The sequence below is a fragment of the Seonamhaeicola sp. ML3 genome (assembly GCF_023273855.1).
Taxonomy (GTDB): domain Bacteria; phylum Bacteroidota; class Bacteroidia; order Flavobacteriales; family Flavobacteriaceae; genus Seonamhaeicola.
In genome coordinates this window covers 1232608-1248393 of record NZ_CP096884.1, presented here as the reverse complement: position 1 = coordinate 1248393, position 15786 = coordinate 1232608, and the positions used below count along the sequence as shown (strand labels likewise).

General features: G+C 36.5%; 18 protein-coding genes. 11 read left to right on the top strand and 7 right to left on the bottom strand.

Annotated elements, in window-relative coordinates; genetic code table 11:
- Nucleotides 1-299 precede the first annotated feature (299 nt).
- Nucleotides 300-893, bottom strand: a complete 594-nt coding sequence (locus tag M0214_RS05645; RefSeq protein WP_248724495.1) for a riboflavin synthase — start codon at nucleotides 891-893, stop codon at nucleotides 300-302.
- A 65-nt stretch (nucleotides 894-958) separates the two neighbouring features.
- Here M0214_RS05645 and pdxA point away from each other — a divergent pair, with 65 nt between their 5' ends.
- The 7 genes from pdxA (at nucleotide 959) to M0214_RS05610 (ending at nucleotide 6493) form a co-directional block, all read left to right on the top strand.
- Complete coding sequence (gene pdxA, locus M0214_RS05640) at nucleotides 959-1999, top strand: 4-hydroxythreonine-4-phosphate dehydrogenase PdxA (RefSeq protein ID WP_248724494.1); 1041 nt, start codon at nucleotides 959-961, stop codon at nucleotides 1997-1999.
- Nucleotides 2000-2079: 80 nt separating this feature from the next.
- Complete coding sequence (locus tag M0214_RS05635) at nucleotides 2080-2625, top strand: DUF177 domain-containing protein (protein WP_248724493.1); 546 nt, start codon at nucleotides 2080-2082, stop codon at nucleotides 2623-2625.
- Nucleotides 2626-2633: 8 nt separating this feature from the next.
- Nucleotides 2634-2834: a 50S ribosomal protein L32 gene (gene rpmF, locus M0214_RS05630; RefSeq protein WP_116039612.1), complete on the top strand. Its 201-nt coding sequence runs from the start codon at nucleotides 2634-2636 to the stop codon at nucleotides 2832-2834.
- Nucleotides 2835-3013: 179 nt separating this feature from the next.
- The gene (locus M0214_RS05625) at nucleotides 3014-4015 is read left to right on the top strand and encodes a beta-ketoacyl-ACP synthase III (RefSeq protein WP_248724492.1); all 1002 of its coding nucleotides are present in this window, start codon (nucleotides 3014-3016) and stop codon (nucleotides 4013-4015) included.
- Nucleotides 4016-4037: 22 nt separating this feature from the next.
- Nucleotides 4038-4529: an acetyl-CoA carboxylase biotin carboxyl carrier protein gene (gene accB / locus M0214_RS05620; RefSeq protein ID WP_248724491.1), complete on the top strand. Its 492-nt coding sequence runs from the start codon at nucleotides 4038-4040 to the stop codon at nucleotides 4527-4529.
- A gap of 79 nt (nucleotides 4530-4608) precedes the next feature.
- Nucleotides 4609-5961 (top strand): acetyl-CoA carboxylase biotin carboxylase subunit, encoded by a 1353-nt coding sequence (gene accC, locus M0214_RS05615; RefSeq protein ID WP_248724490.1) that lies wholly within the window; start codon nucleotides 4609-4611, stop codon nucleotides 5959-5961.
- Between the two features lie 82 nt (nucleotides 5962-6043).
- Entirely contained in the window at nucleotides 6044-6493 is a 450-nt protein-coding gene (locus tag M0214_RS05610) for a 3-oxoacyl-ACP synthase (RefSeq protein WP_248724489.1), read from the top strand.
- Here M0214_RS05610 and M0214_RS05605 read toward each other — a convergent pair whose 3' ends face one another.
- The 6 genes from M0214_RS05605 to M0214_RS05580 form a co-directional block, all read right to left on the bottom strand.
- Entirely contained in the window at nucleotides 6494-7408 is a 915-nt protein-coding gene (locus M0214_RS05605; RefSeq protein WP_248724488.1) for an ABC transporter ATP-binding protein, read from the bottom strand.
- Nucleotides 7409-7554: 146 nt separating this feature from the next.
- The gene (locus tag M0214_RS05600; RefSeq protein WP_371873554.1) at nucleotides 7555-9696 is read right to left on the bottom strand and encodes a prolyl oligopeptidase family protein; all 2142 of its coding nucleotides are present in this window, start codon (nucleotides 9694-9696) and stop codon (nucleotides 7555-7557) included.
- A gap of 79 nt (nucleotides 9697-9775) precedes the next feature.
- The gene (locus M0214_RS05595; protein WP_248724486.1) at nucleotides 9776-10765 is read right to left on the bottom strand and encodes an aspartate-semialdehyde dehydrogenase; all 990 of its coding nucleotides are present in this window, start codon (nucleotides 10763-10765) and stop codon (nucleotides 9776-9778) included.
- Between the two features lie 134 nt (nucleotides 10766-10899).
- A complete protein-coding gene (gene mscL / locus M0214_RS05590; protein ID WP_248724485.1) occupies nucleotides 10900-11304 on the bottom strand; it encodes a large-conductance mechanosensitive channel protein MscL in 405 nt (134 codons plus the stop codon).
- Nucleotides 11305-11364: 60 nt separating this feature from the next.
- A complete protein-coding gene (gene alr, locus M0214_RS05585) occupies nucleotides 11365-12471 on the bottom strand; it encodes an alanine racemase (protein ID WP_248724484.1) in 1107 nt (368 codons plus the stop codon).
- Nucleotides 12464-13111, bottom strand: a complete 648-nt coding sequence (locus M0214_RS05580; RefSeq protein WP_248724483.1) for a thymidine kinase — start codon at nucleotides 13109-13111, stop codon at nucleotides 12464-12466. Before M0214_RS05580 ends, alr begins: the two co-directional genes overlap by 8 nt.
- A 108-nt stretch (nucleotides 13112-13219) precedes the next feature.
- On the opposite strand from M0214_RS05580, the gene M0214_RS05575 reads away from it, so the two are divergent.
- The 4 genes from M0214_RS05575 to M0214_RS05560 all read left to right on the top strand — a co-directional run bounded on the left by M0214_RS05575 (nucleotide 13220) and on the right by M0214_RS05560 (nucleotide 15786).
- On the top strand, nucleotides 13220-13957 hold the full coding sequence (locus tag M0214_RS05575; RefSeq protein ID WP_248724482.1) for a hypothetical protein: 738 nt from the start codon (nucleotides 13220-13222) through the stop codon (nucleotides 13955-13957).
- A 93-nt stretch (nucleotides 13958-14050) separates the two neighbouring features.
- Nucleotides 14051-14722: a 16S rRNA (cytidine(1402)-2'-O)-methyltransferase gene (gene rsmI, locus M0214_RS05570; RefSeq protein WP_248724481.1), complete on the top strand. Its 672-nt coding sequence runs from the start codon at nucleotides 14051-14053 to the stop codon at nucleotides 14720-14722.
- 23 nt (nucleotides 14723-14745) lie between these two features.
- A complete protein-coding gene (locus M0214_RS05565) occupies nucleotides 14746-15090 on the top strand; it encodes a HopJ type III effector protein (protein WP_248724480.1) in 345 nt (114 codons plus the stop codon).
- A gap of 126 nt (nucleotides 15091-15216) precedes the next feature.
- Nucleotides 15217-15786 carry a uracil-DNA glycosylase family protein gene (locus M0214_RS05560; RefSeq protein ID WP_248724479.1) on the top strand — a complete coding sequence of 190 codons (570 nt, stop codon included), beginning with the start codon at nucleotides 15217-15219 and terminating at the stop codon, nucleotides 15784-15786.

Sequence of the window (15786 nt, the reverse complement as noted above, 5' to 3'; positions counted from 1 at the left end):
GGTGATTTAATGCTTTTTAAGGATGTTTATGATTGAAAAACGGGTTTAATTGTTTTTGAAACTCACATTTTTTTATACATTTGTTAACAAATGACTATACAAAATAGAAGAATATTTGCCTCAATCTTATTTGTATTAATAAGTTTTGTATGCCTCAGCCAAGATTTGGGGCCGCCACCGCCGCCACCGCCTGGCACACCGCCGCCGCCGCCGCCTGGATTTCCTATTGATGGAGGTGTGTTTTTAGGTGTACTGGTTGCCTTGTTTTACGGGATAAAAAAGAACCTCTCCAGAAAAAGTTAGGCGTCTTTTAAAGTTGCTAATTTCGCAACATATTTGCCCAACACATCAAATTCTAAATTAACGACCGTTCCTTCTTTAAAAGTGTTAAAGTTCGTGTGCTCGTAAGTATATGGGATGATGGCTACACTAAAAGTATTGTGCCCAGAGTTTACTACGGTTAAACTCGTTCCATTTATTGTAATAGACCCTTTTTCAATAGTTAAATTATTCAGCGACGCATCGTATTCAAAAGAAAAAAACCAACTACCGTTTTCAGCTTTAACATGAGTGCAGATTCCAGTTTGGTCGACATGCCCTTGTACAATATGGCCATCTAAACGGTCACCCAATTTCATAGCGCGCTCAAGGTTTACTTTATCGTTAAGTTTAAGGGAGCTTAAATTAGTTTTATCAAGAGTTTCTTTTATTGCGGTAACGGTATATTCGTCATTATTTATATCAATTACAGTTAAACAAACGCCATTGTGTGCCACACTCTGGTCTATTTTCAATTCTGAGGTAATGTTGCTTTTAACTGTTATGTGAAGATTGGTGTTTTCCTCTCTTAAATTCGATATAACACCCATATCCTCAATAATTCCGGTAAACATAGTATTATCTGTTTATTTGGTTAAATTTGCAGGATTAAAACTATTGACAAAAGTAGTCATATTTAATGAAGAAAGCAGAAAATATAATAGTTGGAATATCCATAGGCGATTTAAATGGAATTGGAGGAGAAATTATCTTAAAAACCTTTGAAGATAGTAGGGTTTTAGACTTTTGTACTCCTGTAATATTTGCCTCGGCAAAATCCATGAATTTTTATAAAGGCCATTTTAAATCGGGTATAAATTTTCACAATATTAATGGTATGAATCAATTAGCACAAGGAAAAGTAAATGTGCTAAATTGTTGGAATGAACCGGTTAAGATAGAATTTGGTAAGGAAGATATTAAGATTGGTAGTTACGCCATTAAGTCTTTGAAAGCCGCTGTTGAGGCTTTAAAGCGTGATGAAATTCATGTATTGGTCACAGCACCAATAAACAAATATAACATTCAGTCAGATGCGTTTAAATTTCCTGGTCATACCGATTATTTAGCACAAGAACTTAAAGGCGAAAGCCTCATGTTTATGGTTACTGGCGATTTAAGGGTGGGGTTATTAACCGATCATGTGCCTGTAAAAGACGTTGTCACTCATATTTCGGAGGAACTCATTGTAAAAAAGATTAATACTATTCATAATTCACTCAAAAAAGATTTTAGGATAAATAAACCTAAAATAGCTGTTTTGGGCATTAATCCGCATACTGGAGATAACGGTGTTATTGGAAGAGAAGACGACGACATTTTGCGTCCCACACTTAAAAAAATTAAGGAAGACGGTAAGTTGGTGTTTGGACCATATGCGGCCGATAGCTTTTTTGGTTCCAGCAATTACAAGAATTTCGATGCTATAGTGGCTACATACCATGATCAAGGTTTAATTCCTTTTAAAACGCTTTCATTTGGCCAAGGGGTAAATTATACTGCTGGTTTAGATAAAATTAGAACGTCTCCTGATCATGGAACTGCCTTTGAAATTGCAGGAAAAGGAACTGCAGATTCAGGGTCTTTCAAGGAGGCAGTATATGCGGCTATTCAGATTTATAAAAATAGAATTGATTATGAGCAACTTACGGCAAATCCGTTAAAAAAGATGCGTAAATAGATATAAACAAAAAAATGTTTATAAGTAATGTTGCGTAATATAAAAATTCATATATTTGCAGGCTCAAAATAGATGTGATAATGAAGGCATTGAAAGAGTTTATAATCCAGTTTGTGGGATTAAAAATAGGGAAGCATCATTTTGAGCATAGTATTGAGCAAGCGTTCTTTGATTTTTTTGAGTATGAAGAGTTTAACGATGTAAAAGTTGATGTTGATATTCAGTTAGAAAAAAAATCAACATTATTGGAGTTACATTTTAAGGCATCTGGAATCGTAAATATTAATTGCGATTTAACCAATGAACCATATAACCAAACTATTGAAAATGAGTTTGATTTAGTGGTTAAGTTTGGAGATGAATACAATGACGAATATGAAGATATTTTAATAGTACCGCATGGTACTTATGAAATCAATGTTCAGCAATATATATACGAGTTAATTGTATTGGCAGTACCAATTAAAAGAGTACACCCTGGCATTGAAGACGGCACCTTAAATTCTGAAATACTAGAAAAATTAGAAGAATTAAGCCCAAAGTTCAAAGAAAATAAAGACAAGAAAGAAGAGGATATTGATCCTCGGTGGAATACATTAAAGAAATTACTAACGGATAATAAATAATATAGAAAATGGCACATCCTAAGAGAAAAATCTCTAAAACGAGAAGAGATAAGAGAAGAACTCATTACAAAGCATCTGTGCCACAGATTGCTACTTGCCCAACAACAGGAGAAGCTCACTTATATCACAGAGCTCACTGGCATGAAGGAAAATTATATTACAGAGGTCAGGTATTAGTAGATAATTCTGAAGAAGAAAACGTAGCATAATTTTTATGCGCGCATAGAACAAAACGCTCACTTGTGAGCGTTTTTTTTATGACACACCTTTTCTAAAGACAAAAACAAACAAATTGTGTGTTTTTCCATTAAAATTTAGTAGTTTTCACCCTATTTTGCGTGTTTTTGTTAAATTTTAATGAATTTTCAGTCAATTTAACTATCTGTTTATGAGTAAAATTTCAGCGGCAATTACGGCTGTAGGTGCGTATGTTCCAGAGTATGTATTAACCAATCAAATACTTGAGACTATGGTTGATACAAACGATGAATGGATTACAACCCGAACAGGAATTAAAGAAAGAAGAATTCTTAAGGAAGAAGGTAAAGGAACTTCCTATTTGGCCATAAAGGCTGCCCAAGATTTATTAAATAAAACAGGACTTAATCCTAAAGAAATCGATTTGGTTATTGTAGCCACAGCTACACCAGATATGAAAGCGGCATCTACTGCTGCTTTTACAGCATCTGAAATCGGAGCTACCAATGCTTTCTCATTCGATATGGATGCTGCTTGTTCTAGTTTTCTCTATGGCATGTCAGTTGCTTCAGGGTTTATCGAATCGGGTAGATACAAAAAAGTCCTTTTAATTGGAGCCGATAAAATGTCGTCTTTAATAAATTATAAAGATAGAGCAACCTGTATCATATTTGGAGATGGGGCCGGAGCTGTTTTGTTCGAGCCAAACAATGATGGCTTAGGCTTACAAGACGAATACTTAAGAAGTGATGGTACAGGAAGGGAATTTTTGCAAGCTACTTATGGTGGATCGTCTCACCCAGTCACACATGAGGCGATAGACGCAGGGGGTCATTTTGCTTTTCAAGAAGGTAGAACAGTGTTTAAAAATGCCGTATTTAATATGGCCGACGCCACTACCAAGGTCATGGAAAAGAATAATTTAACCAAAGACGATGTTGCTTGGTTAGCAGCACATCAAGCCAATAAACGTATTATTGATGCCACTGCAGACAGAATGGGATTGGAATCTGAAAAGGTGATGATGAACATTCAAAAGTATGGCAATACGACTTCTGCAACCTTACCGTTATTAATATACGACTACGAATCACAACTTAAAAAGGGTGATAATATAATATTCGCTGCTTTTGGTGGCGGATTTAATTGGGGAGCCATTTATTTAAAATGGGCTTATAATTCAGATAACTAACCATTAACTAATTAGTAAAACTATGGATATTAAAGAGATTCAAAACTTAATCAGGTTTGTCGCCAAGTCTGGCGCAAGCGAGGTTAAATTGGAGATGGATGATGTAAAAATCACCATTAAAACAGGATCAGATACCGAAACAACCATCGTACAACAAGTTCCTGCGCCTCAGATAGCTCAACCAGTTGCTGTTCCTGCTCCAGTAGTTGAAGCAGCTGCTCCTGCTGCACCTGCCGTACCTGCTGCAGAGACTCCAGCTAACGATGATTCTAAATATATTACAATCAAATCGCCTATTATTGGTACATTCTACAGAAAACCATCACCAGACAAACCTTTATTTGTAGAGGTAGGACAAACTATTGCAGAAGGTGATGTGCTTTGTATTATCGAAGCTATGAAACTATTCAACGAAATAGAATCTGAAGTTTCTGGAAAAGTAGTAAAGATTTTAGTTGATGATTCTTCTCCTGTAGAGTTCGATCAGCCTTTATTTTTAGTAGACCCATCTTAATGTAAAATCCCAATTTTCAAATTCCAAGCTCCAAATAATTTTGGAATTTGTTTTTTGAATTTTGAAAATTTGAAGATTTATGTTTAAAAAAATATTAGTAGCCAATAGAGGTGAAATAGCACTTCGTGTTATTAGAACCTGTAAAGAAATGGGCATTAAAACAGTTGCGGTTTACTCTAAAGCCGATGAGGAAAGCTTACATGTTAAGTTTGCCGACGAAGCTGTTTGTATAGGGCCAGCTCCCAGTAGCGAGTCTTATTTAAAAATGTCGAATATCATCGCTGCGGCAGAAATTACCAATGCCGATGCCATACACCCAGGATATGGGTTCCTTTCAGAGAATGCTAAGTTTTCAAAAATTTGTACTGAACATGGTATAAAATTCATTGGGGCTTCGGCCGAAATGATTGATAAAATGGGAGACAAGGCCAATGCCAAAGCGACCATGAAAGCTGCGGGTGTGCCATGTGTTCCAGGAAGTGAAGGCATTATAGAATCTTATGAAGAATGTGAAAAACTAGCCGAGGAAGTAGGCTATCCCGTGATGCTAAAAGCGTCTGCCGGTGGTGGAGGAAAAGGTATGCGCGGTGTTTTCAAAAAAGAAGATTTGAAAGATGCTTGGGACTCTGCCAGACAAGAAAGTAAAGCGGCCTTTGGTAACGACGATATGTACATGGAAAAACTTATTGAAGAACCAAGGCATATCGAAATTCAAGTTGTTGGAGATTCGACAGGTAAGGCCTGTCACTTATCGGAAAGAGATTGTTCGGTTCAGCGTCGTCATCAAAAGTTAACAGAAGAAGTGCCTTCTCCATTTATGACTGATGAACTTCGTGAAAAAATGGGGTTAGCTGCTGTGCGTGCCGCAGAATATATTAAATATGAAGGTGCAGGAACGGTAGAATTCTTGGTAGACAAGCATAGGAATTTCTACTTCATGGAAATGAATACACGTATACAGGTAGAGCACCCAATTACAGAACAGGTGATTGATTTCGATTTAATTCGTGAACAAATATTAGTTGCCGCTGGTGTGCCAATTTCTGGTAAGCATTATGAACCAAAATTACACTCTATAGAATGTAGAATTAATGCTGAAGACCCGTATAACGACTTTAGGCCTTCACCAGGTAAAATAACTGTTTTACATGCTCCAGGAGGACACGGTGTTAGATTAGATACTCATGTATATGCGGGGTATTCCATTCCACCAAATTACGACTCTATGATTGCCAAATTAATTACAACGGCACAGACTAGAGAAGAAGCTATAAACAAAATGAAGCGTGCCTTAGACGAGTTTGTTATAGAAGGGATTAAAACAACCATTCCTTTCCACAGACAACTTATGGAACATCCAGATTATTTAGCGGGGAACTATACCACTAAATTCATGGAAGACTTTAAAATAAGGCAGATAGCTCAAGACTAAAGATAGAAACTCCGAAATTTATTTCGGAGTTTTTTTATGATCTGTTTTTAGTGTGCTTATATAAAAGAATTATTTTAGTTTTATGGATATTAAAGCGTCCCTTTTTAATAAATGTGAAGCATTTTTAGGAACCAGACTTCTGGCTATTGAAAAAACCATTGCCGAAATCCAAGAATCACTTACTACTGAAACAAAAAGTACCGCAGGAGATAAGCACGAAACCGGAAGAGCGATGCTGCAACTGGAACGTGAAAAAGCAGGAAACCAATTGGCAGAAGTCTTAAAGACCAAAGAAATTCTTTCTAAAATAGATGTAGTAAAAAGATCTGAAGTTATTAGTTTAGGAAGCGTGATTTACACATCCCATTTAAATTATTTTGTAAGTATTAGTGCTGGAGAATTAAAGGTAGGCAATGATGTGTTTTATGCCATTTCAGCGAGTACACCCATTGGGCAATTGTTATTAGGTAAAGTAACAGGAGATAAAATTAGTTTCAGAAATCAAGAATTTACAATAGAGGAAATTTTCTAACTATTTTTGAATTTCTAGATGTATTTCTTTGTGTTTATCAATCAAATCTTGGTGTTGAAATAATATAATTTCCCCACCCAAATCGGCTTCAATTAAATAGTAAGTTCCGTTGTAATAAAATTGTTTTACTATAGCTTTTAAAGCCGATTTCTCAACAACTTTAATTTGGTGTGCATAAACTATTCCGTGGGGTTCTATAACATTAAATTCTCCAAAGAATGAGGCAATCAACGGTGTTTTAGGATTGTTAAAAAGGTAATTTGGAGTACCATTGTCAATGATTTTGTTGTTATCCAAAACAATTATATTATCGGCATAAGAAATAACATCATTTTTATCGTGCGTAGCCACCACACAAGTAATGTTTTTCTCTTTTAGAAAATTAAAAAGTTTTCTGCGTAAAGACTGCTTTTTAAAATTATCGATATGGCTAAAGGGTTCATCTAATAAAATAATTTCGGGTTGCTTGGCAAGAGCTCTGGCTAGGGCAACACGTTGTTTTTGTCCACCACTCAACAATTTAACTTTTGTATTTGCCAAAGGTGCCAACTCAACTACTTCTAACAATTCGCTTATACGTTGCTGTTTTTCCTCCGGATAGAAGTTAGATAGGAATTCCCCAATGTTTTCGGCAACGGTTGTAAAGGGCATTAAGTCGAATTCTTGAGCCACATATTTCATGAAATCGTAGCCGATAACCAGGTTGTAAGCTGGGCCTAAAATTTGATTTTCGTTCCAATAGATAGAACCTTCAGTTAAATCATATTCCCCATAGAGGAGCTTCAAAAGTGTACTTTTTCCTGAACCACTTTCACCAATAACCGCCAAGTGTTCTCCGCTCTTTACCTTAAAAGATATGTTCTTTAAAGTAGGCTCTTCTAAATAACTGAATGATATGTTTTTTACTTCCAGCATCTTTTTTTAAAGTTGTAAAAATAACACAAAAAATGGCGATGGCTAAAAAGTGGAATTTTTGTCAACCTGAACTCGTTTCAGGTTCTCAGAATGACAAGTCTTGGTTCTATTTAGGTAAGGTCTTTAAATTGAAAACACTTGAGTTCTTATCCTTTAATTTTTTCCTTGGTTTTATATGGCAACACCTTATAGCCCATATTATATAAAGTAAAACTGAAAATATCGGCGTACTGTTCAATGATTTTACTAACAGGAGTTCCCGCACCGTGACCGGCATCGGTTTCAATTCTTATAAGAGCGGGGTTATTGCCAGTCTGTTTACTTTGCAACTCGGCAGCAAATTTAAAACTATGAGCTGGCACAACACGGTCGTCATGGTCACCTGTGGTTATCAAAGTTGCAGGGTATTCAACACCTTGGTTTATATTGTGTAACGGGGAATACCCTTTTAGATATTCGAACATAGCTTTGCTGTCTTCGGCAGTTCCGTAATCGTACGCCCATCCTGCGCCAGCAGTAAAGGTGTGATACCTTAACATATCCAGAACTCCAACGGCGGGTAAAGCGACCTTTGCTAAATCTGGTCTTTGGGTCATAACAGCACCAACTAATAAACCACCATTTGAACCTCCTCTAAGTGCAAGATATTGAGGGGAAGTATAGTTATTTTCAATGAGATATTCGGCTGCAGCAATAAAGTCATCAAACACATTTTGTTTTTGGGTTTTAGTACCTGCATTGTGCCATTTTTTACCGTATTCTCCACCGCCACGAATATTTGGAACCGCATAAATGCCACCCTGCTCCATCCAAACAGCCATCCCAATGTTAAACGAAGGATTTAAACTAATGTTGAATCCCCCATAACCATAAAGCATAGTGGGGTTTTTACCATTTAATTCAAGGCCCTTTTTGTGGGTAATTATCATAGGCACTTTAGTTCCATCTTTTGATGTGTAAAACACTTGACGGCTTTCGTAGTCATCGCTATTAAATGCTATGGCAGATTTTCTATATAATTTTGTCTCTCCGGTTTCTAAGTTAAACGTATAGGTACTAGATGAGGTATAATAATTGGTAAAGTTGAAATAGTCAATAGTTTCCTCTTTTTTGCTTCCAAAACCACTTGCATTTCCAATACCGGGGAGTGTAATCTCTCTTATTAATTTTCCATTATAGTCATATTGTATAACCTTAGAAATAGCATCAACCATATATTCTGCTATAAAATATTTTCCAGAGGTTGAAGGCAATAAAACGTGTTCGGTTTCTGGAATTACATCTACCCAATTTTCTGGTGTGGGATTTTCGATATCGGTCTTTACAATACGTTTATTCGGTGCATCTAGGTTGGTTACTAAAAATAGTGTATTGTTATCATTGTCAATAATATAAGTGTCGCTTTTTTCATCATTTAAAATGGTTATGAGCTCGCTGTCAGGTTTGCTTAAGTCTTTTAAAAACAGTTTGTTTCCAGAGGTAGATATACTAGCATCTATCAATAAATAAGAATTATCTTCGGTTACAGATCCTCTAACGTAACGGTGTTTTTGAGCCTGTGTTGCCCCAAAAATCACGGTATCATCTTTTTGTGATGTACCCAATTTATGATAATATAATTTATGTTGGTCTGTTTTAGCAGATAGCTCACTTCCTTCGGGTTTGTCATAACTAGAATAATAGAAACCTTCGCTTTTGAACCATGATATGCCACTGAATTTCACATCTAATATGCTGTCTTCTAATATTGCTTTAGTTTCGACGTCCATGACAATAATTTTTCGCCAATCACTTCCGCCTTCAGAAATGGAGTAAGCTAGAATACTGCCATCTTTTGAAAAACTAATTTGACCTAAAGAAACAGTACCGTCTTCAGAAAACGCGTTTGGGTCAAGGAAGACCTCATCTTCACCATCTTCATTTTTTCTATAAAGTATATATTGATTTTGAAGTCCGTTGTTTTTAAAGTAATAGGTGTGTTTCCCTTCTTTAAAGGGCGCACCAACTTTTTCATAATTCCACAATGAAGAAAGACGCTCTTTAAATGCCTCCCTAAAGGGAATATTGTCTAAATATCCAAAAGTAGCTTGGTTTTGAGACTTAACCCAGTTGGCGGTTTCTTCGCTCATATCGTCTTCTAGCCAACGATAGGGGTCTTTTACTTCGACACCAAAATAGGTGTCTACGATATCTACAGTTTTGGTTTTTGGATAATTCACGGTAATATTTTTTTGTTTTGTTTGGAGTGGTTGACAACTTATCAAACTCCCAAAGACAAAAAGACCAATCGCTATTGCTTTTTTGTCAAAAATAAAAAGGCCCCTGCAGTTAACAGAGGCCTTTAACAATCTTTTATAGAAAAGTAATTTAGACTAAATTATTTTCAACTAAATACTCTGCAATTTGAATGGTGTTGGTCGCAGCACCTTTACGAAGGTTATCGGCAACAATCCACATGTTCAACGTGTTTGGTTGTGTTTCATCTCTTCTTATACGTCCAACAAAAACCTCGTCTTTATCGTGCGCGTAAATAGGCATTGGGTATGAGTTGTTTTCTAAATCGTCTTGAACTACTATACCAGGTGTTTCGCTTAATAATTGACGCACTTCAGCTAAATCAAAATCATTTTCAAACTCAACATTTACAGACTCAGAATGTCCACCTGCAGTAGGGATTCTAACTGCAGTTGCCGAAACAGAAAATGTTTTGTCGTCCATAATCTTTTGAGGCTCCCTAGCTAGTTTCATTTCTTCTTTGGTGTACCCATTTTCTAAAAACACATCACAATGCGGTAATGCATTTCTACCAATGGGGTAAGGATATGCCATTTCGCCATCTATACCAGCAATTTCGTTTTCTAATTGTTGTACAGCTTTAACACCAGTTCCTGAAACAGATTGGTATGTAGAAACCACCACACGTTTCATGTTGTATTTTTTATGAAGCGGATTTAAAGCCATTACCAACTGAATAGTTGAGCAGTTAGGGTTAGCAATAATTTTATCTTCTTTTGTTAAAACATTGGCGTTGATTTCTGGAACTACCAATTTTTTTGTTGGGTCCATTCTCCATGCCGAAGAGTTATCGACTACAGTTGTACCTGCCTCTGCGAATTTAGGAGCCCATTCTAAAGACGTGCCTCCACCTGCAGAGAATAAAGCGATATCTGGTTTCATTGAAACAGCTGTTTCTAAACCAACAACGGTATAATCATTCCCCTTATAGGTTAATGTTTTACCAACCGACCGCTCTGAGGCTACCGGGATTAATTCAGTTATTGGAAAATTGCGTTCTGCAAGAACTTTTAGCATAACTTCGCCTACCATTCCAGTGGCTCCAACTACAGCTACTTTCATTTCTTTATGTTTTAAAAATTATGGGGCAAAACTAAGTATTAATTGTTGTTTTAAACTAAAAAAAAGACCTTGAATTTTCTAAAACAAGGTCTTTTTAACAACAAATAACAGGTTGTTATTTATTTAACATTTAGTTATTTTTTCAATAAATCTCTAATCTCAGAAAGCAATTCTTCTTGAGTTGGTCCTGCAGGAGCTGGTTCTGGAGCCGGCTCTTCTTTCTTCTTCATTTTATTGATGCCTTTCACCATTAGGAACATAACAAAAGCCACAATGATAAAATCGATAACATGAGTTAAAAATGTTCCATACTCTAAGAAAACTTCTCCTACGGTTTCACCTGCGTCGTTCACTGTACCATCTTTGAGTTTGTATTTTAATGCTTTGAAATCTGCATTGAAAATCAATCCAATTAATGGAGATACAATACCTCCGGTAAATGAGGTTACCACTTGCTTAAAAGCAGCACCCATAACAAAACCTACTGCAATGTCTACAAGGTTGCCCTTCATTGCAAATTCTTTAAACTCTTTTAACATAATTGTAATTTTATAGTTAGTGAGACACTAAAATAATAAAAAGTCACATTTGTTAAGCTACTATTGTAAAAAGATACGTTTAACGCGTTGTGATATTCCAGTAATGAGCTCGTAAGAAATAGTATTGGCAGATTGCGCTAAATGCTCTGCAGTTAGGCCAGAATTGAAGATGATAACCTCGTCGCCCTCTTTGCAATCAATATTGGTAATGTTCACCATAATCATATCCATACAGACATTGCCCATAATTGGCGCACGAGTTTCATTTATAATTACAAATCCCTTTCCATTGCCGTATTGCCGTCCAATACCATCGGCATGCCCAATAGGTAAAGTTGCGGTTTTATAGCTGCCATCACTAACAAACGCTCTATTATACCCTACAGATTCCCCTTTTTCAATGGTATGAATTTGCGAAATGATGGTTTTTAATGAAGCAATGGGTACTAAATGTTTATTCTCTTTGTCGGAGTTTCCAAAGCCATACATACCAATACCGCTTCTCACCATATCGAAATGAGCTTCGGGATAATTTAAAATTCCCGAGGTATTGCATATATGAAGCATGGGCTTATAACCCAGAGCATTAATAAACGTTTTGGCAATGGCTTTAAAAGATTCAATTTGATTTTTGGTAAATTCCTTTTCGTTTAAATCTTCACTGGCAGCCAGATGAGAAAATAAAGACGTTACAGTTATGGCATTGGTTTGCTTTAATTCTGAAACAATAAAATTTAAGTCATTTTCTCCAAAACCCAAGCGATTTAAACCTGTATTGAATTTTATATGAACAGGATAATCATTAAGTTTTTCTTGGGTTGCAGATGCTATAAACTCTTTTAAAACTTTGGCATTGTATAGGTTGGGTTCTAAACAGTATTCAATAATTGTCTTGAAGTTTGCAGGAATAGGATGCAGCACTAAAATAGGGCTTGTTATACCCGCTTTACGTAATTCCACACCCTCGTTGGCATAAGCCACAGCAAAGTAATCTGCTCCTAATTTTTGAAGATAATTGGCTATTTCTACAGCATCGCTGCCATACCCAAAGGCTTTTACAACCGCTAAAAACTTGGTAGACTTGTTGAGTTTTGATTTTAAATGCTCAAAATTCTGCTTAAGTGCTTTTAAATCAATTTCTAATACAGTTTCTTGCGCTTTAGGCATCTTTATCTTTAGGTTTAGCGGTCACTTCTTCAGGGTCGTTCACTTTCATTTTTCTTACCTTATCTCGCGTCATAGCTTTATAAAATGCTGCTCTGCTTAACGGCTCATACTCATCAACCTCTCCTAGCATAACTAAATTATCATTCTTGGCCTTCCTATAACTGTATTGGGCTAAATTCCCCGTTCGTGTACAAACCGCATGCACCTTGGTTACATATTCGGCGGTGGCCATAAGATTGGGCATAGGTCCGAACGGATTGCCTTTAAAATCCATATCCAAACCAGCAACGATAACACGAATCCCTTTGTTGGCTAAATCGTTACAAACCCGAACAATTTCATCATCAAAAAATTGGGCTTCATCAATACCAACAACATCGCAATTATCTGCTAAAATGGGAATATTAGCAGCAGCCGGAACTGGTGTAGAACGAATTTGATTCTCATCGTGCGAAACGACCATGTCCTCGTTATAGCGTACATCTATAGCAGGTTTAAAAATCTCAACTTTCTGCCTAGCAATTTGGGCACGCTTTAATCGGCGAATCAATTCTTCGGTTTTGCCCGAAAACATCGATCCGCAAATAACTTCAATCCAACCAAATTGTTCTTTATGATTTACAGTATTTTCGAGAAACATTTCGTAATTTTAGCACTAATACAAGCTTTTTTTCGTTTGTATAAAGGTGGCGTAAATTTATTAAAAATCAAAAGCCTTAATTAGATTATATTTTAAAATTTTGAACGGATGAAGAAGAAGTTGGAGTCTGAGTTAATTAGCATTGCCCATAGAATATTAAAACTTAAGGGTAAAGAAGATGTTGTAAAAATGCATGCCGAGGTTACCTTGCTCTATGAAAAACTATCGGTATTAAAATTTGCTCATGAGAATTTTGAAGATGCCATTCCAACAATTGGTAGTGATTCTTCATTTTTTGATATGTTAGATACGGCTTTCAATAATAAAGTGAGCGATAATATTGAGGTTGAAGACAAAATCTATATAAACTTAGATGATTCTGAAGAAGAGGCCATCTCCGAACCGCTTATGGAAACCATAAAAGATATGGTGGCTCAAATGCCTCATGAAGCACAGCAGGTAGATGCTGTATTCGAAGAAGCGATACCAGAACGCATTTCTAAAAAGCAAGATTTAGACGAACTTACTGCTGATTTTAAAGAAATGCCCGTTTTTGAACCTGTGTCTAAAGCGAATGGGCAGTCGGAAAAAAAATCCTTAAACGAAAAACTAAAAAGTGGTGGACTAAATATTGGCCTTAATGATAAGTTGGCTTTCATAAAACACTTATTTGATGGTAAGCCAGAGGATTACGACCGTGTTATTTCTCAAATAAACACCTCGGCATCTCTAGATGATGCGAAACGCTTTATAAGCGGAATAGTTAAACCAGACTATCAAGATTGGGTTGGTAAAGAGGAGTTTGAAGAACGCTTTTTAGAAATTATTGAAGCCAAGTTTAATTGAAAACGTACTTCTCGAGATTCCTTCTAAAACTGTCATTTTCCCGAATGCGGGAATCTAACTGTGAGCAAAATATCTTATCCTGACTAAAATTACATGAGTAAACTCTACATAGTCCCAACTCCTATTGGCAATTTAAAAGACATCACTTTTAGAGCCGTTGAAGTTTTAAAAAAAGCAGACTTAATCCTTGCTGAAGACACACGTACTTCGGGTAAACTTCTTAAGCATTTTGAAATTGCGACACCTATGCAATCGCACCACATGCATAATGAGCATAAAATGGTTGATAGCGTTGTGCAAAAGTTAAAATCTGGAATAACAATTGCTCTGGTGAGCGATGCGGGAACGCCTGCGATTTCAGACCCAGGATTTTTACTGTCTAGAGCTTGTATTGAAAACGATATTGCTGTTGAGTGTTTACCTGGAGCCACGGCTTTTGTACCGGCATTGGTAAACTCTGGTCTGCCTAATGACAAGTTTGTATTCGAAGGCTTTTTACCTGTTAAGAAAGGCAGACAAACCCGACTTTTACTGCTGGCTGAAGAAACCCGAACCATGATTTTTTATGAGAGTCCGCATAAATTGGTAAAGACCCTAGGGCATTTCTGCGAATATTTTGGCGAGGATAGACTACTATCAGTATCACGAGAGCTCACCAAATTATACGAAGAAACGGTTCGAGGAACGGCTAAAGAAGTGTTAGAGCATTACACAAAGAAACCGCCTAAAGGAGAGATTGTTATTGTAGTTAGTGGAAAAAAATAAAGTGAAGCATCTAAAAACATAAAATGAACATACAAGAATTTAAAAATAAACTCAAAGCAAATCCAACAGGAATAGAATTTTCAGAAACTATGGAAGCTATAGAGTCGAATTATAATTTCACTCCTACTGCATTTAAAAATGGTAGTTTAGAAAATGCCGAGGGTCAAAACTCTGGTTCCTGCAAATTATTTGCTTTTGCAAAAGCTGAAGCTCTTACACAAGAAGAAACTTTGGCTTGTTTTGGTCAATTCTATTTTGATGATGTTTTAAAAGACCCTAATGGTGAAGGCCATCAAAACATCAGGAATTTTATGAAAACAGGATTTGAAGGTTTGTCTTTTGAAACCGAGCCTTTAAAGAAAAAGTAATCTGTGTCATTCTGAGCGAGGTACGAGCGTAAGAATCTGTTGGATGAATTTACCAACTTTTTTGGTTTGTGTATAAATTAAGAGATTGTTACGTCGCTGCGCTCCTCACAATGACAGAACAAAACGATGCATCAACTCCTCCAAGACATAAAACAATGCAGCATTTGCAAAGACCATTTACCACTGGGGCCAAGACCTGTGGTATCGGCGCATCCAGATTCTAGAATTGTTATTATCGGACAAGCGCCGGGAACTAAAGTTCATGCTTCCGGGGTGCCTTGGGACGATGCCAGTGGCAAACAGTTAAGAAAGTGGTTAGACGTTTCTGATGAAGATTTTTATGATGCAACCAAATTCGCCATCATCCCCATGGGGTTTTGTTATCCCGGAAAAGGAAAAACAGGTGATTTGCCGCCTAGACCAGAATGCGCTCCACAATGGCATAAACCATTATTTGATGAATTAATAAATGTGGAGTTAGTGATTCTTGTTGGTATGTATGCCCAGAAGTATTATTTGGGAAAAGAGGCTAAGAAAACCCTAACCGAAACGGTTAGAAATTATAATGAATACTTACCAAAGTATTTACCATTACCACATCCTTCGCCAAGAAATCGATTTTGGCTCACTAAAAACCCTTGGTTTGAGGTTGAGGTGTTGCCGGAGTTGCGGAGGAGAGCCCTAAATTTAATGTAA

Bases quoted from the DNA above. Each gene is read 5' to 3' on its own strand.
- M0214_RS05580 (WP_248724483.1), bottom strand. From the start codon at position 13,111: ATGTTTCTCGAAAATACTGTAAATCATAAAGAACAATTTGGTTGGATT.
- mscL (WP_248724485.1), bottom strand. From the start codon at position 11,304: ATGTTAAAAGAGTTTAAAGAATTTGCAATGAAGGGCAACCTTGTAGAC.
- accC (WP_248724490.1), top strand. From the start codon at position 4,609: ATGTTTAAAAAAATATTAGTAGCCAATAGAGGTGAAATAGCACTTCGT.
- rpmF (WP_116039612.1), top strand. From the start codon at position 2,634: ATGGCACATCCTAAGAGAAAAATCTCTAAAACGAGAAGAGATAAGAGA.
- M0214_RS05595 (WP_248724486.1), bottom strand. From the start codon at position 10,765: ATGAAAGTAGCTGTAGTTGGAGCCACTGGAATGGTAGGCGAAGTTATG.
- accB (WP_248724491.1), top strand. From the start codon at position 4,038: ATGGATATTAAAGAGATTCAAAACTTAATCAGGTTTGTCGCCAAGTCT.
- alr (WP_248724484.1), bottom strand. From the start codon at position 12,471: ATGCCTAAAGCGCAAGAAACTGTATTAGAAATTGATTTAAAAGCACTT.
- M0214_RS05565 (WP_248724480.1), top strand. From the start codon at position 14,746: ATGAACATACAAGAATTTAAAAATAAACTCAAAGCAAATCCAACAGGA.
- M0214_RS05625 (WP_248724492.1), top strand. From the start codon at position 3,014: ATGAGTAAAATTTCAGCGGCAATTACGGCTGTAGGTGCGTATGTTCCA.
- M0214_RS05610 (WP_248724489.1), top strand. From the start codon at position 6,044: ATGGATATTAAAGCGTCCCTTTTTAATAAATGTGAAGCATTTTTAGGA.
- M0214_RS05605 (WP_248724488.1), bottom strand. From the start codon at position 7,408: ATGCTGGAAGTAAAAAACATATCATTCAGTTATTTAGAAGAGCCTACT.
- M0214_RS05645 (WP_248724495.1), bottom strand. From the start codon at position 893: ATGTTTACCGGAATTATTGAGGATATGGGTGTTATATCGAATTTAAGA.
- rsmI (WP_248724481.1), top strand. From the start codon at position 14,051: ATGAGTAAACTCTACATAGTCCCAACTCCTATTGGCAATTTAAAAGAC.
- M0214_RS05635 (WP_248724493.1), top strand. From the start codon at position 2,080: ATGAAGGCATTGAAAGAGTTTATAATCCAGTTTGTGGGATTAAAAATA.
- M0214_RS05575 (WP_248724482.1), top strand. From the start codon at position 13,220: ATGAAGAAGAAGTTGGAGTCTGAGTTAATTAGCATTGCCCATAGAATA.
- pdxA (WP_248724494.1), top strand. From the start codon at position 959: ATGAAGAAAGCAGAAAATATAATAGTTGGAATATCCATAGGCGATTTA.
- M0214_RS05560 (WP_248724479.1), top strand. From the start codon at position 15,217: ATGCATCAACTCCTCCAAGACATAAAACAATGCAGCATTTGCAAAGAC.